Below are 21,093 nucleotides of genomic sequence, written 5' to 3' on the forward strand. Positions count from 1 at the left end.
TATGGGTGATGAATAAGATTATTCACGTCAGTAAAAAAAAGATGGAAGCGTTATCTGAGGAATTGGAGCACTATCTACAAATAGAGAAAAAATTAACTGGCGGATTAGCAGGTATTAGTGTTGCCACAGGACAAACGGGAGAAATTCTCTATGAACATATGGGGGATATACGAATGCGTCCAGCTTCAAACATGAAACTATTAACGGCATCCGCCGCCCTAGAAGTACTCGGTGAAGAATATGTGTTTAGAACAAAGATGTTAACTGATGGTAAGATTAATGAAGACACCCTGGATGGAAATCTATATTTGCAAGGACAAGGAGATCCGACGATATTACCAACTGATCTTGAAATCTTTGTTAAACATTTGAGAGCAAAAGGAATTAATAAAATTGTTGGTGATTTGATAGCAGATGATACATGGTATGATGATATTCGATTATCGGAAGATATGATTTGGAGCGATGAACAATGGTATTACGGAGCACAGGTTTCAGCTTTAACCGTATCACCAACGTCGGATTATGATACAGGTACCGTGAAATTGACCGTTAAACCTGGAGAACACCTGGGTGATCGACCACATCTAACTCTCTATCCACTTACAAAATATGTAGAAATTAATAACAAGGCTGAAACGGTTGACTATGAAGTAGAAGAAGATGATTTAATTATCGAGCGGGTGCACGGTGGTAATAAGATTGTTATTAAAGGTAAAATATTTATCAATAGTGAACCTCGTAAAGAATGGATTGCAGTTTGGGAGCCTAGTTACTATCCATTAACATTGTTTCAAGAGGCATTACTTAAGCACGGTATGTCATGGACAGGCATAATGAAGCGATTAAAAACACCTGAAACTGCTATGTTACTTTATGAAAAACAATCACCGCCTTTAAAGGAATTACTTATTCCTTTTATGAAATTAAGTAATAATGGTTTAGGCGAGATGTTTGTAAAAGAAATGGGGAAAATGATTTATAATGAAGGAACATGGGAAAAAGGATTAGATGTGCTTAAGAAAGAAATACATTCATTAGGTGTAAACACTAATACATGTCTTATAAAAGATGGCTCTGGGATATCACATATAACAAGTATCCCAGCAAATGAACTTATTCAATTATTATTTGCTGTTCAGTCGAAATCATGGTATCCGGTTTTTTTAAATTCACTTCCTGTATCCGGTGAAAAAGAAAGAATGCTTGTTGGTACATTAAAAGATCGCAAGTTTCCTCTGAAAATCAAAGCAAAAACAGGTACTCTTGTTTCTGTTAGTACATTGTCGGGTTATTTACCGATTAATCAACATGTCTATTTATTTTCTATTCTATTAAATAATTTATTAGATGAGGAAGATGGGTTAGAGATTGAAGAAAACATTATTGCTATTTTAATTAAGCATCTTCAACATTGGTGAAATAAGAGCTTATTTCTTTTAAAAAAGCCTTGCATAGTGAAAACTAGTGTGTTATTATAATTTTGTATCTAATGACCAAAAAACCATTTTAGTCATTTTGTCAAAAGGGGCGGAAGTGTATCGTTGGATATTGATAGAAAACAGCTCATTATCGATGCAGCAACAAAATCATTTTCAGCATTTGGATATAAAGCAACAACAATGGATCAAGTTGCTCGCTTAGCTAATGTTGGAAAGGGAACTATTTACACATTTTATAGAAATAAAGAAGAACTCTTTCATGAAATTATATCATCATTGATCCAAGAAATGAAAGCAGCAGCTGAGGAAGTCATTGATGATCATGAGCCGTTCTTTATAAATGCCGATCGTGTCCTTTATACATTGCTAGAGTTTCGAACTGAACACCAGTTAATGATTAAATTGCTTCAAGAAGAAAAAGAAATCGGAACACCTGCAGTAGCTGAGGTCGTACAGAAGCTCGAAGATGCAATTGTTAATTACATGAAGGGAATCATTAATAGCGGCATAGAATCAGGGGAAATCAAAGAATGTGACCCAGAGTTAACTGCTTTTGTCATATTAAAGCTATACGTGGCACTCATCTTTGATTGGGAAAAGACGCGAAAGCCTTTAGAAAAAGAAGAAATTTCGCAGTTTTTCCAGCATTATTTAATGAATGGATTGTCTAAATGATAATCCGTCTATTTTTACAGTGAAGTGACCAATTGAACAAAGTGGTCATGCTGAATTTGTTGGTTTTATTGGGGGAAGCATATATTTTTTTCGATTAAAATGACTAAATGGCTATTTTGGTCAACTGGTAAAAGGGGTTTGGATATATGAAGAGATCTTTGTTTATCTCGGAATGGAAAAATGTTTTTAAAAGTAAAAAACTGCTCATATCAATAACAGCCGTGCTATTTGTACCATTGATGTATGCTGGTATGTTTTTATGGGCTTTTTGGGATCCGTATGATCACACTGCTGATTTGCCCATTGCTTTAATTAATGAAGACGAGGGAGCAGATTTTGAAGGTGAACATTTAGAAATAGGAAATGAACTCGTCGATAATCTAAATGAGCTTGAGGAATTGAATTTTGATATCGTCTCAAAAGAGCAAGGTTATCGTGATCTTAAAGAACAAAAATATTACATGCTCGTTGAAATTCCAGCAGATTTCTCTAAAAATGCGACAACCTTATTAGATGATGATCCAAAGAAACTGGAATTAAAATATATTCCGAATGAAAGTTTCAACTTCCTATCATCACAAATTGGTGAGTCGGCTGTAAAGGAAATTAAGAGTGAAATTGCAAATGAAGTATCAAAAACATATGCAGAAACGATGTTTGATAAATTAGATGACATTGCAGATGGTTTTTATAAAGCGAGCGATGGTAGTGGTGAGTTAGACGACGGAGCAATTAAGCTAAAAGATGGTTCTAAGGAACTAAAAGATAATCTTGTAAAGCTTGCTGAGAAGTCAATTGAATTTGAAGAAGGTGTTTTCACCGCGACAAATGGCTCTAAAGAATTGGTAAACGGTTCGAATGATCTAGCCAATGGGGTAGGACAATTGACGGACGCAAGTGGTCAGTTATTAAATGCATCGAAAGACGTTCAAGATGGTTCCCAAGCTCTAGCAAACGGTATGAACAAGGCATATAGCGGGGTAAATCAATTAGATAAAAATATCCCAGAGCTCATCTCGGGAACGAATAAAGTCCAACAAGGCTTAACACAATTCCAACAGCAATTGCCAAAACAAATGGCGGGGGAAATTGATAACAAAATTGCTTCAAGCCTAACAGAGATGAATAAAGGCTTGAAGCAATTGGAAGATGGGATTGTAGCAGGACTTGAAGATGAGTTTGCACCAAAATTGTCAGAAGAGATAGCTGGTGGAATTGAAAAAGAGTTAGTTCCTATGCAAGAGGCACTGGGACAATTACCGCAAACGATGTCAAAAGGAATCGCTAAGGAGATGACTCCTGAATTGATCAAACAGCAAGAAGATCAGGTCAAACAAATCTTTGCTGTGATGCAACAAGTTGGAGTTTCTCCAGAACATATAGGGGCTGTGAAACAAGCGTTAGACAGTAATCCTGTAGATTCGGAATCCATCGAAAACGAATTGCAACAAAAGATTGAAGCGGGTATAAAACAACAAATGCCATCAACTGGGCCAGTAAATATTAAAGATAAAATTCAGCCAGGTATTACTGCTGGTGTTGATGAAGTAGTAAAAAACATAAATGGCGGGTTTGATCAATATAAAGCTGGTGTCAATGAAGCGTTAGGTGGTGCCACGGGTCAAATTGAAGATACCATTGCTAAAGCGGTAAATCCTGTCTTTAATCAACTAAACGGTGGTTTAACAGCGATTAATGATGGTCAGCAACTTTTATCTGGTGGAGTCAATCAATTAGTAAAAGGAACGAAAGAACTAAAAGATGGCTCACAACAATTAGCTAATGGTCAACAACAATATGTATCGGGTATGGAGCAATTTACTGGTAAAATGTCAGAAGCTAATACCGGATCAAGCAAGCTCGCATCAGGTGCAAATGAATTATCTAATGGTATGAATCAATTATTAGATGGTTCTAAACAATTTAATGATGCTTCTCATAAATTAGCTGATGGTTCTGATAAATTATCTGACGGTACAACCAAGTTACAAGATGGAACAAAAGAATTACATGATAAACTAAGTGAGGCGGCAGATGAGGTTGGATCTGTTAAATCAAATGAATCCACATATGATATGATGGGGAATCCAGTTGAAATGGATAAGCAAGAAGTAAACCGTGTACCAAACTATGGTACAGGATTTGCACCGTATTTCATTTCATTAGGATTATTCGTTGGAGCTCTCCTCATTTCGATTGTCTTAAATCTTAATGACCCAGTTATTAAGCCGAAAAATGCTCTCACATTATTCTTAAGTAAATTTGGTATGTTGGCTGTAGTAGGTATTATACAGGCGCTCATTTTGGATGCGATCTTACTTTATGGTCTAGGACTTGAGGTTAAAAATACAGCATTATTTGTATTTGTAACAATCATTACAAGCCTTGTCTTTATGACATTAGTGCAACTCTTATCAACAACACTAGGAGATCCAGGGCGTTTCATTGCGATTGTTCTACTCATTTTGCAATTGACCACAAGCGCAGGAACATTCCCATTGGAGTTAATTCCTAAAGTATTGCACCCGATTAACTCTTTACTACCGATGACGTATAGTGTTCAGGCATTTAAAGCAGTTATTTCAAGCGGGGATTATAGCTTTATGTGGCAAAATGTAGGCATTCTGTTCATCTACATTGTTGTTGCGATGGCGTTGACTTTTACGTATTTCCTAGTCAAAGAAAGAAAACAGGAATATGTTAAAGGGGAACAAGTTAAAGCCGTATATAATGATTAAAATAAAGCGTTGTGGTTCATAAACCACAACGCTTTATTTATATATTTATTCATTCGATAACTTCAGTATGTCGAGAATTTTAAAGAATAAGCTCAAAGCAATGGCGACAATTGTTGCCAACCCCATCCCCGTTAATTCAACACCAGTTGATCCTAAATGAATTGAAGCCCCACTGATTCCGATAACAAGTACAACACATGTTAGTATGAGATTTTGCGCTTTATTATAATCAACTTTTGCTTCAACTAACATTCTAATTCCACTAGCAGCAATGATTCCAAAAAGAAGAATTGAAATACCGCCCATGACAGGTTGTGGAATTGATGAAATAAGTGCCGCTAATTTCCCAAAGAAAGATAGGAAAATCGCTAACACTGCTGCACCACCAATAACCCATGTTGAATAAACTCGTGTAATAGCTAAGACGCCAATGTTTTCACCGTATGTTGTATTCGGTGTTGAACCGAAAAAGCTAGAAATGATTGTTGATATTCCATTTCCCATAAACGACCGATCTAATCCCGGATCTTGTACTAAATCTTTTTTTACAATATTGCTTGTGACGAGTAGATGTCCGATGTGTTCCGGGATTAAGACAAGAGCAGCAGGTAAGATGATTAAAATACTCGACCAATCGATTTTCATCGTATAAAACTCTGGTAATGAGAATATGCTAGCTTCTCTTACTGCTGAAAAGTCAACCATTCCATAACCAAAGTGGGCAATTAGATATCCAGATATTATACCGATTAGTATCGGGATGATTTTTAGAAAACCACGTAATGTAACCCAGCTAATAATAGTTATAAGCAAAGTAAGTAACGCAACCACGGCATGATCAGAATCCATTGTCCAAGTCTCTGGATTAGTACCTGGTGGAGCAATCCAACCTGCCATATTAGCAGCAACAGGGACAAGTTCTAATCCAATCACCGCGACAATTGCTCCCATGGCAGCAGGTGGGAATAAAATATCAATCCATTTTGTTCCGGCTATCTTGATGAGAAGCCCAACGATAGTCAAGACAATACCTACAACAAGAAATCCACCCAGTGCGTAGCCATAACCTTCAATACCTGAATAATGCGCGAGGACAACGAAAACAGGTGATAAAAAAGCAAAGCTTGATCCTAAATACGCCGGGATCTTTCCTTTTGTGATAGCGAGATAAATTAGTGTCCCAATCCCGTTCATTAGTAGTACAGTAGCAGGATTAATACCAAATAATACAGGGACGAGAACGGTTGAGCCGAACATTGCAAATAAATGTTGTAAACTAAGCGGTATACTCTGTAATAGTGGTAGTCGTTCATCTACTTGAATTTCTTTGTAGTTTGTCATTGTTATTGACTCCTTTTTGATGAATTTGGTTCTTATGGTTACCACTTTTTTTCATAAAAAAAACCTCACCAATATGGCAAGGGAAATGTGTAGATGAATAATCAGACTCATCATATAAAGTAGAACATAATCTACTTTTCACCTTGCCAGTCTCACAGGACTGAATTAAAGGTAACCGTTTGAACTTCTTATACTATATCATAAAAGGTTTGAAATAGAAATGATTTTTATTCCTTGTGTGATAAAGCATCATAGAAGTATAATGTCATGTCATCCTAAAGAATGAAATCATTTCATCTGGTAAAAATAATAACCATCATTCATTTTGGGGCATTTAATATATCTGGAAATTTCATATTCCATTGGTAATTATTTGAAAATAGGAGATGATTTTGTATACAATAAAAAGAGTATTATTTACAAGGGGTTTATGAATAGATGAATAAAAAATTATTACTTATAAATGGACTCATTTTATCCGCGATTTTTCTCGTTATCGGCTTAGGCGTTTATAAAGCAGAAAATAAGAAGCTTCATTTTAATTCAAGCGTTAGTGCTATGAAGGAAATTGAAAAGGAAGACGATAAACCCGAATCACTAAAAATGCTCGAACGAGTTGTGAGTGATTTTTGGGAACCGGAAATCTTAGAAGTGCCATTTTCTGTAGAAGAATCTTCTCCAGAAACAGAAGAAGTAACAGAAATAGAGGAAGATGTTGAAGATATAGATGAACAAGAGGTTGAAGTTGTAGAAGAAACAATCGAACAAGAACAACGTCCCACTTATCAACAAAGCGAAACGCGAACATGGAACAGCCCACATGTAACAACACCAAGCAAGGCACAATCTGATAAAGAGACGCAAAAACAAACGCCACATGAAGAACAGAATAAGAGTGAAGAATCTAACAAAAAAACCACAGAGAAAAAAAGTCAAGAGGATAAAGAAAGTCCAAGTATAGATAAGGACAGTAATAAGGATGAAACAGAAATACCTTCTGACGAAGAACCAAATGACCCTAAAGAGAAAGATCCAGAAGAAGCGGATGAGCCAACAGATCCAGTAGATCCTAATGAATAAAATTCGCAGTCATTTATTAATCAATTGATTTAAACTCATAGTGCTGAAAACGAGAATATATTGTTTGTGAAAAAGTAAACAATTTCATTAGCGATTTTGAAAAAACTTTGATATTATAAAAGATAGGTTTTTAATGTGAAAATGATATTAATTATGATGTAGCGAGCAAGAACAAAAAACATGCTTTGCTTCATCAAAGGAAGGTGGATTTTTTCATGAGTAAGCCGAAAATAGTCATTTTAGGTGCCGGTTATGCTGGCATGATGACAACAAAAAGATTAACTCAAAAATTAAGTCCTGAAGAAGCTGAGATTGTTTTAGTAAACAAACATAATTATCATTATCAAACGACATGGTTACATGAGGTAGCCGCAGGTACAATCAATCACAACCAAGCTCGCACAATCATTAGTGATGTGATTAATCCAAATCGTGTTCGTTTGATTTATGACACGGTCGTGAAAGTAGATAAAGATAATCAAAAAGTCATCCTTGAAAACAGTGATCTTTCATTTGACTATCTCGTTATTGCGTTAGGCTTCGTTACAAACACATTCGGTATTAAAGGAATGGACGAGCATGCTATGTTCATCCAAGATATCGATTCATCACAAATGATCCGTGAACATATTGAATATCAATTCGTTAAGTATAAAAACAGTGAAGAAAAAAACACAGATGATTTAACGATTCTTGTAGGCGGAGCTGGATTTACTGGAATTGAATTTGTTGGTGAATTAGCTGAAAAGGTTCCACAACTTTGTAAGAAATATGATATAGATCGTCGCCATGTTCGTGTAATTAACGTTGAAGCAGCACCATCAATTTTGCCAATGTTTGATAAAGACTTGGTTGACTATGCGATCCATTCATTAGAACAACGTGGCGTCGAGTTCCGTCTCGGCACGAAAATTAACGAATGTACTGAAGAAGGATTTATTGTCGGGGAAGATAATGAGTTAATTAAGGCAGGAACGATCGTATGGACTGGTGGTGTCACAGGTAGCCCAGTTTTAGCAGAGTCTGGATTTGAAATTACACGTGGAAAAGTAACTGTCGATAGTGATTTACGTGCACCAGGTGAAGAAAATATTTTTGTCATTGGAGACTGTGCTTGGGTAATGGATGAGAAAGCTGGTCGTCCGTTCCCGCCAACTGCTCAGGCGGCAATGCAGCATGCTGAAACATGTGCTAACAACATCGTTTCTCTTATAAATAATTATCCATTAGAAAACTTTGTCTTTGATGACAAAGGAACAGTTGCTTCTTTAGGTGTAACAGATGGAATCGCTACAATACTAGGTGGTACGAAATTATCAGGTAAACCTGCAGCAACAATGAAAAAGGTAGTCGATAATCGTGCTTTATTCTTAATCGGTGGATTAAACATGTTCTTGAAAAAAGGAAAAATTCGCCCATTCTAATTAAAATATGATAAAGAAAAGGCCCAAAAAGGGAGGAATAAACATGAAAAGAGGAACTTTCTATTTATTGCTAGGTGTTGCAACCGTCGCTGGTTATATGTTCGTAAGTAGAAAAATAGAAGATACAAGAGATTTCCGCTAATCTCTACTAAATAAAATCCGTCTTGTTTAGGCAAGACGGATTTTTGTATGAAATGTTATGAGAGACAAATACTAAGCATAATGACGATATTTAAAGGATGAATGGGATGAAAAAAATCTTGCTATTTTTAATGTTATATTTATCCCTGCCACAGTATATTCAGGCACAAACGTTAATTGTGTCCGATGACAAAGGCTTAGTACTTGAAACACTCGTTTTTGATCAATTTGCACTTGATACGACAAGCGGTTTTTTTATTGATACATTTTTACTTGAACAAGTGACAAAACGTATTCAGGAACAGGTATATGAAGAAGCAAAAAATGCTTATTTTAATGAACAAAATGAGATAATGCCTGGAACTGCTGGTCAAAGGTTAGACACTGATTTATTTTTATTGAAATTCAAGGAGCATTTTTATACTAAGAAAGAAAATCAGCTGAAAGTACCACTAAAAGTCGTATATCCGAAAGTTGATGTCGAATTTTTAGCGGAAATTAGTGAAAAACAACTTGCTAGCTACACAACCTATTACAATGAAAGCAATAAAGAGCGATCCCATAATATTGTATTGGCAACAATGGCGATTAATAATCATGTCTTGTTTCCTGGTGAAGAATTTTCTTTCAATAAGATTGTGGGCGAAAGAACTAAAGACCGTGGCTATAAACAAGCACCGGTTATCGTAAGAGGTGAGTTATCTGAAGGTATTGGTGGGGGGATTTGTCAAGTCTCCTCAACTTTATTTAATGCGGTGAATTTAAAAGGTATTCAAATTATTGAGCGTTATTCACATAGTCGTGAAGTCCCATATGTACCACCAGGAAAAGATGCAACGGTTAGCTGGTGGGGACCAGATTTTGTTTTTAAAAATAATTATAAACAACCGATTCTTATTCGTGCCCGGGCTGCTAATGGACAAATGAGTATTCAAATCTATTCTCCAGCATAATAATCATGTAAATGAAAAGCAGGGTGTCTTTTTAAGACTCCCTGCTGTATTTGTTTTTTTATTCAGCTTGTTTATGTGCTTCTATTTCGATGTGAATTTTTACATCTTCCCCGACCATCACGCCGCCTGTTTCAAGCGCACTATTCCAAGTAAGTCCAAATTCTTTTCTGTTAATTGTTGTTGATCCACTAAAACCGGCAACTTCATTACCCCATGGGTCTTTTGTTTGACCTTCAAAAGTGATATCAAATGTGACTGGATTTGTTTGATCACGAATGGTCATATCACCAGTTACATCGTATTGGTTTTCACCTGTTTTTTTAATTGATGTTGCTGAGAAAGTCATTTTAGGGAAAGTGTTTGCATCAAAGAAATCTGGTGAACGTAAATGATCATCACGATCTTTATTACGTGTATCAATACTATTAATATCAATGGAGAATTCAATTTTTGCATCCGTTAAATCTTCTGGATTTGCTTCGATTGTTGCATCAAACTCATTAAATACTCCTTTAACACGTGAAATCATCATATGTCGAATAGAAAACTCCAATAAACTATGTGCTGTATCTACTTTCCAGGTTGCATGACTCATATTCATACCCACTCCTTATATTTTGTATATCACTTACTTTTCATAACCTAGTATATAATCATAAATGAGTAATGTCAAGTAAATCATTTATAATAAAAAAGAACGGTACTATTATTAAGATGGAAGCGTTATAATATAGATTGATAATAGGATAAGAGGTGAAGAAATTGACAAATGAAAAATATCAACCTACATGGGACCTAGATGTGATCTTTTCAGGTGGAAGTGGGTCTGAAGCTTTTAAAACATATCTACAAGACATTGAGGAGGATATCAATTCTCTAAGTGAACAGGTAAATAAGTTTCATCCTAGTCAGGAACAAACTTTAGAAGCGGATATGATAAAACTTGTTATGATCATGGATCCATTGATGAAACGTATGCGTGATGCATTTGCTTATGTAAGTTGTTTAAGTGCTCAAGATGTCAATGATAAGGAAGCATCGTTACTTTTAACAAAACGTAGTGATATACGAGCAAAAATGGATGCTGTTCAAACAGTATGGAAACAGAAGCTGAGTGAGATTGATAATGAAAGATGGGTAGAGTTACTTGAGACGCCACCTTTAAATGACATATCTTTTTATTTAAATGAAAGCCGCTTAGAGGCAAAAGAACGCTTATCGGTCTCGCAAGAAGTATTGTTAAATGATTTAGCTGTAGATGGCTATCATGCATGGAATCATATGTATCAATCTATCGTTGGTAAAATGACGATTCCAATTGAAGTTGAGGGTAAAATATCTGATTTATCAGTTGGACAAGCTTCGAACTTATTATCCAATCCAAATCGGAGTATTCGTCATAAAGCTTTTCGTGCGTTACAACATGAGTGGGAGAAAAACTCTGATTTAATTGGTCATACGTTAAATCACTTGGCCGGATTCCGATTACAAGTTTATAAACACCGTCAATGGGATGACGTGTTAAAAGAACCGCTTATGATTAATCGAATGAAAAAGGCAACACTAGATGCCATGTGGACGGCGATTACAAACAAGAAGCAGTCATTTGTTTCATATTTTGAAAAGAAAGCATCCCTTCTTGGGTTAAAACGCTTAAGCTTTTATGATTTAGGTGCTCCGTTGGCTCAAACGAATCAAACGTATACTTACACTGAAGGTGCTGAATTTATTATTAACCATTTTAGAAGCTTTAGTCCTGAAATGGCTGAATTTGCTAAAAAAGCCTTTGAAAAACGTTGGATTGAAGCGGAAGACAGAGCAGGTAAGCGCCCTGGTGGTTTTTGTACAAGCTTTCCTGCTAGCAAACAAACACGTATTTTCATGACATATTCAGGGACACTGTCTAATGTTGCAACGTTAGCACATGAACTCGGACATGCCTATCATCAACATGTCATGAATGATTTACCTGCGATGAACCAACGTTATGCGATGAATGTAGCAGAAACAGCATCTACATTAGCTGAGATGATTGTAGCTGATGCGGCAGTTAAGAATGCAAAAACCAAAGAAGAAAAGCTTTTCTTATTAGAGGATAAATTACAACGCACTGTTGCCTTCTTTATGAATATTCATGCTCGTTTTATTTTCGAAGAACGTTTTTATGAAGAAAGAAAACAAGGAATGGTACCTGTATCACGCTTGAATGAATTAATGGTTGAAGCGCAAAAAGAAGCCTATTGTGAGGCATTGGAAGAATATGATCCAACATTCTGGGCATCAAAACTTCATTTCCATATAACAGGTACACCGTTCTATAATTTCCCGTATACATTTGGTTATCTCTTTAGTTTAGGGATTTATGCGCATGCAATAAAGCAAGGTAACAGTTTTGAAATGAATTACATCCAATTACTACGTGATACAGGCCGTATGGAAGTAGAGGATTTAGCTACGAAACATCTACAAGTCGATTTAACAAAACCCGAATTCTGGGAGAATGGTATCGATTTATGCTTGAATGATTTAGAACAATTTCTAGCGATTAATTAAGATGCAAAAGGATAACCATATTTAGGTTATCCTTTTGGTTTGAATAATATTGCTCCAATGACACCAAAGATGATCGCAGCTGATATACCTGAACTTGTTACTTCAAACATACCTGTTACGACACCGATGAGTCCATGTTTTTCTGCTTCTGCCATTGCACCGTGGACAAGTGAGTTTCCGAAACTCGTAATGGGAACGGTTGCACCGGCACCGGCAAAATCAATTAACGGCTCATATAAATTAAAGCCATCCATAATTGCCCCAAGTACGACTAAAGCAGTCAATGTATGGGCAGGGGTTAATTTGAATACATCCATTAAGATTTGACCAATGACACAAATGAGGCCACCAACAAGGAATGCCCAGAAGAATATCATGATTTGTCACTTCCTGCTTCGATGGCGACTGCATGGGCAATACAAGGAATTGAATTTTTTTGCTGAACAGTTAGTGGAGAATGAAGCGCACCAGTTGCAACCGCCAGGATTTTTTTAATATTCCCTTTTCTTATTTGGTCTATATAGTATCCATAAATCCCAATGGCAGAAGAAGCCGTTCCACTAGCTCCTGCTAATATAGGTTGTTCTCTTTTGTAAATAGATAGACCACAATCGACATATTGTTCTTTACGTATATGAATCCCTTTTTGGTTGAGTAATTCTAAGGAGCTTTCACGACCGACTTTACCAAGGTCTCCGGTAATAATGAGGTCATAGTAAGAAGGTGACAAATTTCGTTCTTTTAGGTGTGTCATAATCGTATCAACAGCAGCGGGGGCCATTGCACCACCCATATTAAATGGATCTGTTAAACCCATATCAACCACTTTACCTATTGTAGCCGAAGTAATCACAGGACCACTTCCTTGCTGTGCGATTATTGCGCAACCGGCACCTGTTACAGTCCATTGAGCTGTGGGAGGTTTCTGGCTACCATATTCTGTCGGATAACGATACTGTCTTTCAGTCGCTGCATTATGACTAGCTGTGCCTGTCATGACATAGTTTGCAGCTTGATTATTAATCATGAGTGCCGCTAATGCTAATCCTTCTGTAGATGTTGCGCAAGCATTAAATAATCCAAAGTAACCAATATCTTCGGATTTTAAAGCTAAAGTCGTCGGTGTAATCTGGTTAATTAAATCACCACCTAGGAAAAATTCAACCTGTTCTTTTTCAATCGGGCTTTTGTTAACCGTGATATCAATCGCCTGTTCTAAAAGAAGTTGTTGCGCTTTCTCAAAAGAATCTTGCTCCAACCATTGGTCATCATGTAATAAATCAAAAGCTTCCGGAATCTTGCCTTTAGCTTCCATTGGCCCCCCAACCGTTCCAGTAGAGATAATAACTGGTTTATTTGTAAACATCCACGTTCTTTTTCCTAAAAGCATACATCATCCCATCCATTTCATAAAAAGCGTTTTTATAATAGCGATAATAAAAGCAGAAAACACACCATATACGATAACCGATCCAGCAAGCTTGAACATATTACTGCCAACACCTAAAATAAATCCTTCTGTTCGATGTTCAATAGCGGTAGAAATAACAGCATTACCGAACCCTGTAACAGGAACAGCGGAACCAGCTCCTGCAAATTGACCAAGTTTATCATATAAGCCGAAGCCGGTAAGGAGCATCGTGAAGAAAATAATTGTAGCGACGGTCGGATTTCCTGCTGTTTGCTCTGTAAAATCAAAGAAATAGATATAGAAAGTTGTAATGACTTGTCCAATTAGACAAATAAAGCCACCAACAAAAAAGGCTTTAAAACAATTGAGAATTACCGGACGTTTGAGTTCTTTTTTTTGTTGTAATTTGTGATAATTTTGTTCCTCAGCTGTTTTACTTTTATCGTTATTCATTCATCATTCACTCCAAATCTAAGTTTCTTCTTTTGACAACTTCATGATGCGTCCAACTTCCTTCTTTATTTCATCTTCAGTAATTGCATCGCGTTCTATACGTTTTTCAAGTTTATCGAGTTCCATTATAATTTTTTGGTCTGTTGAAACCTCTACTTTATCTAAATTAAATTCTTTTTTAATGTCTTTCTCTAGTTTTTCACGAATTGTAGCTAGCCTAAAACGCTTCATATGTGGAATTTCTATCGTAACAATAACATCTTTTCCTGCATTAACCGCACTTATTGTTGTCACATCTTTATCAGATGCTAAATAATCTTTAATTTGATTTGACAGGTGTTGATTATGACTGGTTGTTGATAATTTCGTAAAAGAAGGGTCATTTGCTGCATTGTCATTTGCTTGGCAACCAATAAGGAAAAAAAGGATTAAAAAGAAATAGATACTGTTTTTTAATTTAATCATGCGTATCACCTTCTTTCTTATGAATTCATTCTTCTTTATGGTTATCTATTATTTTTGTTAATTTTTCTTGAAATATACGTCTCAATTCTTTTAACATTTGTATACGAATCAATGTATACTATAAACATCATGTTACAATATAATAAAACCCTTTCGAGGTGAGCGGATTGAAAACATTTAAATTAAAGAAATTGATTGTAATAGAGGGTGTCAATGATAAGCAAAAAAGACATAAAATAAATCTTATCGATGGTTTAATTATAAATCGAGAAGACGAACAAAATCGGTGGGTTATCGAGGCGTATACTACTGCGGACTACATTGATTTCTTTAAGCGATTCGAGGGTAGGGAGCCGATTCAATTACAAGTCAAAATAACGAAAGAAACGAATCCACCTGCTCTATTTACAACCAAAATGATTGGCATGAATCTGATGGATGATAAAATGAACGTCTTATTCATTGGAACGATCATTGATGAACGGATGAGCAACATAGAAAACACATTACAACGTTTAATTAAAGAAGGCTATGAAGGTGAGGATTTATTACAACAATTTAAAAACAGTCTTTAAATCATCCTTTAATCTACTTTTCAAAAAAAGAAGCGGAATTTTGTTTCTACACTTGCTATAATGATGTAAAGATTTATTAAACTTTGCCGATATTAAAAAGGAGAACTTTAATGTTTCATTCAGATAATATATTTGTCAGATGGCTTAATAAATTATCCCCATTTCAAATCATTTTGTTTTTTTATATGATAGCCATTATTTTTTCAACGCTATTGTTATCATTACCTTTCGCATATAGAGAAGGGATGAATCCAGCTTTTATTGATGTACTCTTTGTAGCAGTGAGTGCCATTAGTGTTACGGGGCTAACACCAATATCCATTGCAGATACTTTTAATGAAGTTGGATATATTTTGCTCGCCCTTGTTTTGCAACTGGGTGCGGTAGGAATCATGACGCTTGGGACGTTTATTTGGTTGATTTTAGGAAAGAAAATCGGTTTTCGTGAAAGACGTTTAATTATGGCTGATCAAAATCAAACACAGTTTTCTGGCATGGTCCGCCTTGTGAAACAAATTTTCCTTGTCCTTGTTGTTATTGAGTTCATTAGTTTTGTTGTTTTGGGAACATACTATCTTAAGTACTTTCCTGCAAAAGAGGCTTATTTACATGGTTTTTTCAGTACAATTAGTGCGATTTCTAATGGTGGGTTCGATATTACTGGTGATTCACTCATTTCATATCGCCATGACTATTTCTTTCAGTTTCATACCATAATATTAATTATTTTAGGTGCTATTGGCTTTCCAGTTCTAATTGAAGTGAAGGAGTATATTTTTGCTAAGAAGCAACACAGGCAGTTTTTTCGGTTTAGTTTGTTTACAAAATTAACAACCTTAACCTTTTTTATATTAATCATCGTTGGGACAGTATTTATCTATTTACTAGATGCAACTCAATTCTTTTCAGGAAAATCATGGCATGAAGCATTTTTTTATTCTTTCTTTCAGTCTGTAACAACAAGATCAGCAGGCTTAAGTACGATGGATGTTAGTCAGTTGACTGAAGCGAACCATTTATTTATGTCGTTTCTTATGTTTATCGGGGCATCGCCTAGCAGTGCTGGTGGTGGTATCCGGACAACCACTTTTGCATTAGTTGTTATTTTTATTGCGACATATGCGAGAGGGGAAAATGATATTCATCTTTTTCGAAGAGAAATCCATCGGCAGGACTTAGTGAAAGCTGTCGTTGTTACATTACTTGCTGTCATGATTGTGTATGCCGCTTTAATTGTTCTTGTAGTGATTGAACCATTTCATGTGACAGAGCTCTTTTTTGAAATTACCTCGGCTTTCGGTACGGTCGGTTTAAGTTTAGGAATAACAGGGGATTTAACAACGATTAGCAAAATCATTTTAATGATTCTTATGTTTATTGGGAGAGTTGGCATTGTCACCGCACTCTTTATGTTTAATTCGAATAAAAAGAATGGAAATTATCGCTATCCGAAAGAAAGAATTATAATTGGTTAATTGAGGGGGAATAGAGATGTCCACTAAAATAGAACCTATCCATCGTAATATACTTAACCATCTAACTGATTCCATTCTATTTGTAGATCGTCATGGACAAATTATTGGTGGAAATAAACAAGCTTACACCATTTTGAATATAGAACAAGAGAATCTTATAGTTGATTATTATCTCGATTTCAATAAGATGTTAAATCACCTAAATCGCCGGATTATTTTAGAACATAAAAGGGTATTTGGCTTTAATTTAGAAGTGATGCTAATTAAATTTAAACCTGATTTTTATTGCCTTATTATGACACAACCGTCTCTTGAAGAAACGGCGAGTGATGTAAAGCAACTGTTAAAAACATATATGCATCATTACCCTGAAGGAATTGTTATGTATAATAAACGGGAGATAATTGACTTCGATTATGTATTTTGTTCATTGTTTGGCTATTCCTATGGTGAAATGAAGGGTAAAAAATGGCAAGATTTATTATTCCCCCATAGTCTAGAAAAATGGTTACAACAAAAAATGATAAACGGAGATACTGGAATTGTTGTTTCAGCCAAGCGAAAAGATGGTACTATGTTTTACCTAGAATGTACTGTCTATTGCTATCAAAACAGTGATGAGGCAATTTATATCGCGATTGTAAGAGATGTTACTCAACGCATTGCAAATGAAAAGCGGATGGAATATATGGCTTATTATGATGAACTGACTGATTTGCCTAATCGCCATTTTTTTCATAAAACCTTAGAAGGGGCAATAAAAGAGGCTAAAGAAAACGATGAACAGATTGCAGTTTATGTCATGGACGTTAATTACTTTAAAGAAATTAATGATACACTTGGATATGCGTTTGGTGATCAGTTACTTAAGGCTTGTGCAAGACGATTAAAAAAACTATTAGAGCCAGATAAGTTTGTTGCTCGTCTGGGTGGAGATGAATTTTTATTTTTATTACGTGAAACAAATCAAACAAAAACAGTCTCACTAGCTGAACGGCTCATTAATGAGTTCAAACATCCTGTAGAAATTGAAAACTATGAGATTTATTTATCGGTTAGTATCGGGATTAGCATTTTTCCTGAAAATGGTAATCACGCATCCGAACTAATTAGAAATGCTGATTCTGCATTATATGTGATTAGAGCAAATCAAACGAACAGCTTCAATATATTTGACAACTCAATCACTGAAAACTTTCGAAAAATGCTAACGATGGAATATGAGTTACGAAAAGCCTTGCATGAGAATCAGTTTGAATTACATTATCAACCACAAAAATGTTTAAAAACTGAATGTGTCATTGGTTTGGAAGCCTTAATACGTTGGCGCCATCCAATTAGAGGCATGATTTCGCCGGGTGAGTTTATCCCATTAGCCGAAAAAACAGGATTAATTATTGAAATTGGTGATTGGGTCCTACGTGAGGCTTGCAGACAGAATAAGCAATGGCAAGAAGATGGTCACCCTCCTCTTGTGGTTAGCGTTAATTTATCACCAAAACAACTTTATCAAGATAAACTGCTTAATCGATTAGAGAAAATATTAGATGAAACGAAGTTAGATCCGCGTTTTTTAGAACTAGAAATTACAGAAAATATTGCGATGACAAATGAAACACATATTTTGAATATGTTAACAGATATTAGGAAATTGGGTGTCAATGTCTCAATTGATGATTTTGGTACCGGTTATTCATCATTTCGTTATTTAAGTATTTTTCCCATTAATAAAATCAAGATAGACCGGATGTTTATGGATGAAAATAAACAACGTAATCAAGCAATTGTTAAGTCGATTATTAATATGTCACACTCATTAGATATGAAGGTCATTGCAGAAGGTGTAGAGACAAAGGAGCAGATATGCTTTTTACAACGGGAAAATTGTGACGAAATTCAGGGCTTCTATTTTTCTAAACCTTTGCCGCCGTCGCAAGTGACACAATTTTTGCAGGGTAGATAAATGTCATTTTTAAAATACTTTATCGAAACCCAATTCCTTGATATGATATAGAAGAGACGAGTTCATGTCATAAGTTGGAAATTGATATGTCGATATTAGGAGGTGCACAGACATGTTAGAGATTTTAATGGGTGCTGTTTGTGTTGTTATTTTAGTTTTTAGTGCTGGGAGCTGCCTATTTGACCACGAATAGTAAAAAAAGTCAAGGTCCATACCGTTAAATGTATGGACCTTGATTTATCTGGTAAATGACCATTCGCTAAAGGGATAGATAATAAATTCTGAACGGCCAATAATTTCTTGTTTATTAATAAATCCTAACCCATTTCGACTATCTTTACTTCTTGCTCGATTATCACCTAAAACGAAGTAACTTTCTTCTGGAATTTCAATAGGTCCGAAATTACCTGTTCGTTTTTGCATATCTTCTGAAAGAAAACTTTGTTGATAAGCTTTCTCGTTAATATATAGAATATGGTCTTTTACCTCAATCGTTTCGCCAGGTAAACCGACAATTCGTTTGACATAATTTTTTAAGGGACGCTGAATGATGACAATATCTTCGCGAGCGGGTTCTCCAATAATGTAAACTGCTTTATTAAAGATGACTCTTTCTCCGTTTTCTAAAGCAGGAAACATGCTGTCACCGTCAACAATTGAAGTCGCAAAAACAAATGATCTAAGAAATAGGGCAATGAGTACAGCGATTAAAAATGCTTTAAACCATCCAATAAATTCTTCTTTAAATTTCTTCTTTGACAATCGTGACATCCCTTTCGCAGATAATAACGTCCATTATTCATTAAATAGTCAAAAACAACCTAAATTTAAAGGTTTTAAACCTTTAAAATAGGGGTAAGAGATAATTAGTAACATATCTTACCAATATATCATATCATAGCTTGTTCCTTGTTTCTATTTGTTAGGTTACTGCACCATTAAATCCACTGTTTAAGGAGGTATACTAACTTGTATAAGACATCCCTACTCCTTCAAAAGATTGAGCAACTCAGAGATGATATGCAGGTAATGGCAAGAAAACAAGGTTATACTAGTCCAGAATCATTAGCCCTTAGTAAAAAATTAGATCATCTATTAAATATATATTCGGGATGTGTTAAATTAAACGATAAGTATTCAGAAGATTCACCTACATCAGATTGGCAGGGCGTTTTTTGAGAAAGGTGTTTCAAAAACTAAAATATTGGGAATACTCCAAGTAGAAGACATGAAAGGGTGACTAAATATATGAGAAACAATAAATTAAGTTATGAAGAATTAGTTGAAAAGTATAAGCAAGAATTAATGGCCGATGCTGAGAAGATTGAGCAGATTGAGCGTCGCATGGAGGAAAGATTGGCAAGTAAACTTGATCAACATGAATAAGTTATTAGAAGTAGGGAGCACATTTCCCTACTTCAATAATTTGTTTTATGTGATGTTTAAGCAGTACTTCTAAATGTTGAGCGATGGATTAAAATGACAGCGCCCAGGATACAAATCATACCAATCATTTGCATGAAGGAAAAAGGCTCCCGGAAAACAAAAATACCAATTAATGTCGCCACGACCGGTTCAACAGTTGTTAATATGGAAGCTTTTGATGCTTCGGTGTACTGTAATCCAATTGTATAGATCATATAAGCTACTGCGGTTGGTAATAATCCGAGTCCAAAGCCGTAAAAGATGACCTCTCTTTGTAAAAGTAGTGGTAATTTCTCAGATGGAAAAAAGGGTAGTAATGTCAGACTCGCTATCAAAAATGTATATGTTGTAATGGTTAAACTTGAATATTTTTGTAAAGCGAATTTGCTAAAAATGCTATATAATGCATAACCAAATCCAGCACCTAAGCCAAATAGAATACCAATTGGTGTAATGGAACTCATTTCAAAAGGCGATAATCCAACAACAAAAAAAATACCAATGAGTGTAATGAAGAGAGCAATGAGCTTATGCTTCGTTAGTTGTTCTTGAAATAAGAATATAGACAATACTATCACAAAGGCTGGTGCAGTATAAAGCAATGCTGATGCAATTGGAATCGTAGACAGCTCAATAGCTTTGAATAAGGAATAATTAAAGAAGATGATACTAATGACACCAGTACCAATAAAATATTTTAAATCTGTCCATTTATGTAGTTTTAATTCATTCCGTGAAAAGAATAGCATCATGATGATAAGAATAATGCTTGATGTCAATGCTCTAATTAAAACGACTTCCATTGCTGTAAATCCGAGTGCATATAGATGCTTAACATACCAACTAATCGTTCCCCAAAATATGGCCCCTAAAATAATGAATATAAATGCCTTTCGATTCATTAAATCCCCCCATTTCTAAAAAACGAATTATCTATCTTAATCCTATCAAAAACCTAAATATTTACAAAATATTATGT

20 protein-coding genes are annotated in these 21,093 nt (G+C 35.3%); 12 read left to right on the forward strand and 8 right to left on the reverse strand.

Annotated features, from left to right (window positions below):
* The 3 genes from dacB to VIG73_RS13810 form a co-directional block, all read left to right on the forward strand.
* On the forward strand, positions 1–1,421 hold a 1,421-nt coding region (dacB, locus tag VIG73_RS13800), incomplete at its 5' end, for a D-alanyl-D-alanine carboxypeptidase/D-alanyl-D-alanine endopeptidase (RefSeq protein WP_331643003.1).
* Between the two features lie 123 nt (positions 1,422–1,544).
* The gene (locus VIG73_RS13805; RefSeq protein WP_331643005.1) at positions 1,545–2,117 is read left to right on the forward strand and encodes a TetR/AcrR family transcriptional regulator; all 573 of its coding nucleotides are present in this window, start codon (positions 1,545–1,547) and stop codon (positions 2,115–2,117) included.
* 146 nt (positions 2,118–2,263) lie between these two features.
* Complete coding sequence (locus VIG73_RS13810; protein ID WP_331643007.1) at positions 2,264–4,855, forward strand: YhgE/Pip domain-containing protein; 2,592 nt, start codon at positions 2,264–2,266, stop codon at positions 4,853–4,855.
* Between the two features lie 45 nt (positions 4,856–4,900).
* On the opposite strand, the gene uraA is transcribed toward VIG73_RS13810, so the two are convergent.
* Positions 4,901–6,196, reverse strand: coding sequence for a uracil permease (uraA, locus tag VIG73_RS13815; RefSeq protein WP_331643010.1), 1,296 nt, complete (start codon positions 6,194–6,196; stop codon positions 4,901–4,903).
* Between the two features lie 438 nt (positions 6,197–6,634).
* Here uraA and VIG73_RS13820 point away from each other — a divergent pair, with 438 nt between their 5' ends.
* From VIG73_RS13820 to VIG73_RS13830, 3 genes are all read left to right on the forward strand, one after another.
* On the forward strand, positions 6,635–7,276 hold the full coding sequence (locus tag VIG73_RS13820) for a hypothetical protein (RefSeq protein WP_331643012.1): 642 nt from the start codon (positions 6,635–6,637) through the stop codon (positions 7,274–7,276).
* Positions 7,277–7,491: 215 nt separating this feature from the next.
* On the forward strand, positions 7,492–8,700 hold the full coding sequence (locus tag VIG73_RS13825; RefSeq protein ID WP_331643014.1) for an NAD(P)/FAD-dependent oxidoreductase: 1,209 nt from the start codon (positions 7,492–7,494) through the stop codon (positions 8,698–8,700).
* A 248-nt stretch (positions 8,701–8,948) separates the two neighbouring features.
* Positions 8,949–9,794 (forward strand): VanW family protein, encoded by an 846-nt coding sequence (locus VIG73_RS13830; protein ID WP_331643016.1) that lies wholly within the window; start codon positions 8,949–8,951, stop codon positions 9,792–9,794.
* A gap of 58 nt (positions 9,795–9,852) precedes the next feature.
* On the opposite strand, the gene VIG73_RS13835 is transcribed toward VIG73_RS13830, so the two are convergent.
* Positions 9,853–10,389 carry a YceI family protein gene (locus VIG73_RS13835; RefSeq protein ID WP_331643018.1) on the reverse strand — a complete coding sequence of 179 codons (537 nt, stop codon included), beginning with the start codon at positions 10,387–10,389 and terminating at the stop codon, positions 9,853–9,855.
* A gap of 167 nt (positions 10,390–10,556) precedes the next feature.
* Here VIG73_RS13835 and VIG73_RS13840 point away from each other — a divergent pair, with 167 nt between their 5' ends.
* A complete protein-coding gene (locus VIG73_RS13840) occupies positions 10,557–12,347 on the forward strand; it encodes a M3 family oligoendopeptidase (RefSeq protein WP_331643020.1) in 1,791 nt (596 codons plus the stop codon).
* Positions 12,348–12,373: 26 nt separating this feature from the next.
* On the opposite strand, the gene spoVAE is transcribed toward VIG73_RS13840, so the two are convergent.
* Genes spoVAE through VIG73_RS13860 form a run of 4 tightly spaced genes read right to left on the reverse strand, consistent with a single transcriptional unit; the run spans position 12,374 to position 14,676 of the window.
* Positions 12,374–12,724, reverse strand: a complete 351-nt coding sequence (spoVAE, locus tag VIG73_RS13845) for a stage V sporulation protein AE (protein WP_331643022.1) — start codon at positions 12,722–12,724, stop codon at positions 12,374–12,376.
* Positions 12,721–13,737 (reverse strand): stage V sporulation protein AD, encoded by a 1,017-nt coding sequence (gene spoVAD, locus VIG73_RS13850; RefSeq protein WP_331643024.1) that lies wholly within the window; start codon positions 13,735–13,737, stop codon positions 12,721–12,723. Before spoVAD ends, spoVAE begins: the two co-directional genes overlap by 4 nt.
* 3 nt (positions 13,738–13,740) lie before the next feature.
* Positions 13,741–14,211 carry a stage V sporulation protein AC gene (gene spoVAC / locus VIG73_RS13855; RefSeq protein ID WP_331643026.1) on the reverse strand — a complete coding sequence of 157 codons (471 nt, stop codon included), beginning with the start codon at positions 14,209–14,211 and terminating at the stop codon, positions 13,741–13,743.
* An 18-nt stretch (positions 14,212–14,229) separates the two neighbouring features.
* Positions 14,230–14,676, reverse strand: a complete 447-nt coding sequence (locus tag VIG73_RS13860; protein ID WP_331643028.1) for a YhcN/YlaJ family sporulation lipoprotein — start codon at positions 14,674–14,676, stop codon at positions 14,230–14,232.
* 158 nt (positions 14,677–14,834) lie between these two features.
* Here VIG73_RS13860 and VIG73_RS13865 point away from each other — a divergent pair, with 158 nt between their 5' ends.
* The 3 genes from VIG73_RS13865 (at position 14,835) to VIG73_RS13875 (ending at position 18,689) form a co-directional block, all read left to right on the forward strand.
* The gene (locus VIG73_RS13865) at positions 14,835–15,251 is read left to right on the forward strand and encodes a YwpF family protein (RefSeq protein WP_331643030.1); all 417 of its coding nucleotides are present in this window, start codon (positions 14,835–14,837) and stop codon (positions 15,249–15,251) included.
* 110 nt (positions 15,252–15,361) lie between these two features.
* Positions 15,362–16,726, forward strand: a complete 1,365-nt coding sequence (locus tag VIG73_RS13870; RefSeq protein WP_331643032.1) for a TrkH family potassium uptake protein — start codon at positions 15,362–15,364, stop codon at positions 16,724–16,726.
* 16 nt (positions 16,727–16,742) lie between these two features.
* The gene (locus VIG73_RS13875) at positions 16,743–18,689 is read left to right on the forward strand and encodes an EAL domain-containing protein (RefSeq protein ID WP_331643034.1); all 1,947 of its coding nucleotides are present in this window, start codon (positions 16,743–16,745) and stop codon (positions 18,687–18,689) included.
* Positions 18,690–18,926: 237 nt separating this feature from the next.
* Here the strand turns inward: VIG73_RS13875 and lepB are convergent, their stop codons facing one another.
* Positions 18,927–19,451: a signal peptidase I gene (gene lepB / locus VIG73_RS13880; protein ID WP_331643036.1), complete on the reverse strand. Its 525-nt coding sequence runs from the start codon at positions 19,449–19,451 to the stop codon at positions 18,927–18,929.
* A 207-nt stretch (positions 19,452–19,658) separates the two neighbouring features.
* Here lepB and VIG73_RS13885 point away from each other — a divergent pair, with 207 nt between their 5' ends.
* On the forward strand, positions 19,659–19,868 hold the full coding sequence (locus VIG73_RS13885; RefSeq protein WP_331643038.1) for an aspartyl-phosphate phosphatase Spo0E family protein: 210 nt from the start codon (positions 19,659–19,661) through the stop codon (positions 19,866–19,868).
* Positions 19,869–19,937: 69 nt separating this feature from the next.
* Positions 19,938–20,075: an FbpB family small basic protein gene (locus tag VIG73_RS13890; RefSeq protein WP_331643040.1), complete on the forward strand. Its 138-nt coding sequence runs from the start codon at positions 19,938–19,940 to the stop codon at positions 20,073–20,075.
* A 56-nt stretch (positions 20,076–20,131) separates the two neighbouring features.
* Here VIG73_RS13890 and VIG73_RS13895 read toward each other — a convergent pair whose 3' ends face one another.
* Positions 20,132–21,016: an EamA family transporter gene (locus tag VIG73_RS13895; RefSeq protein WP_331643042.1), complete on the reverse strand. Its 885-nt coding sequence runs from the start codon at positions 21,014–21,016 to the stop codon at positions 20,132–20,134.
* Between the last annotated feature and the right edge of the window lie 77 nt (positions 21,017–21,093).

This window comes from Cerasibacillus sp. (assembly GCF_036516575.1).
Taxonomy (GTDB): Bacteria; Bacillota; Bacilli; order Bacillales; family Amphibacillaceae; genus Cerasibacillus.

Bases quoted from the DNA above. Each gene is read 5' to 3' on its own strand.
- VIG73_RS13810 (WP_331643007.1), top strand. From the start codon at position 2,264: ATGAAGAGATCTTTGTTTATCTCGGAATGGAAAAATGTTTTTAAAAGT.
- uraA (WP_331643010.1), bottom strand. From the start codon at position 6,196: ATGACAAACTACAAAGAAATTCAAGTAGATGAACGACTACCACTATTA.
- VIG73_RS13820 (WP_331643012.1), top strand. From the start codon at position 6,635: ATGAATAAAAAATTATTACTTATAAATGGACTCATTTTATCCGCGATT.
- VIG73_RS13825 (WP_331643014.1), top strand. From the start codon at position 7,492: ATGAGTAAGCCGAAAATAGTCATTTTAGGTGCCGGTTATGCTGGCATG.
- VIG73_RS13830 (WP_331643016.1), top strand. From the start codon at position 8,949: ATGAAAAAAATCTTGCTATTTTTAATGTTATATTTATCCCTGCCACAG.
- VIG73_RS13835 (WP_331643018.1), bottom strand. From the start codon at position 10,389: ATGAGTCATGCAACCTGGAAAGTAGATACAGCACATAGTTTATTGGAG.
- spoVAE (WP_331643022.1), bottom strand. From the start codon at position 12,724: ATGATATTCTTCTGGGCATTCCTTGTTGGTGGCCTCATTTGTGTCATT.
- spoVAD (WP_331643024.1), bottom strand. From the start codon at position 13,737: ATGCTTTTAGGAAAAAGAACGTGGATGTTTACAAATAAACCAGTTATT.
- spoVAC (WP_331643026.1), bottom strand. From the start codon at position 14,211: ATGAATAACGATAAAAGTAAAACAGCTGAGGAACAAAATTATCACAAA.
- VIG73_RS13860 (WP_331643028.1), bottom strand. From the start codon at position 14,676: ATGATTAAATTAAAAAACAGTATCTATTTCTTTTTAATCCTTTTTTTC.
- VIG73_RS13870 (WP_331643032.1), top strand. From the start codon at position 15,362: ATGTTTCATTCAGATAATATATTTGTCAGATGGCTTAATAAATTATCC.
- VIG73_RS13875 (WP_331643034.1), top strand. From the start codon at position 16,743: ATGTCCACTAAAATAGAACCTATCCATCGTAATATACTTAACCATCTA.
- VIG73_RS13890 (WP_331643040.1), top strand. From the start codon at position 19,938: ATGAGAAACAATAAATTAAGTTATGAAGAATTAGTTGAAAAGTATAAG.
- VIG73_RS13895 (WP_331643042.1), bottom strand. From the start codon at position 21,016: ATGAATCGAAAGGCATTTATATTCATTATTTTAGGGGCCATATTTTGG.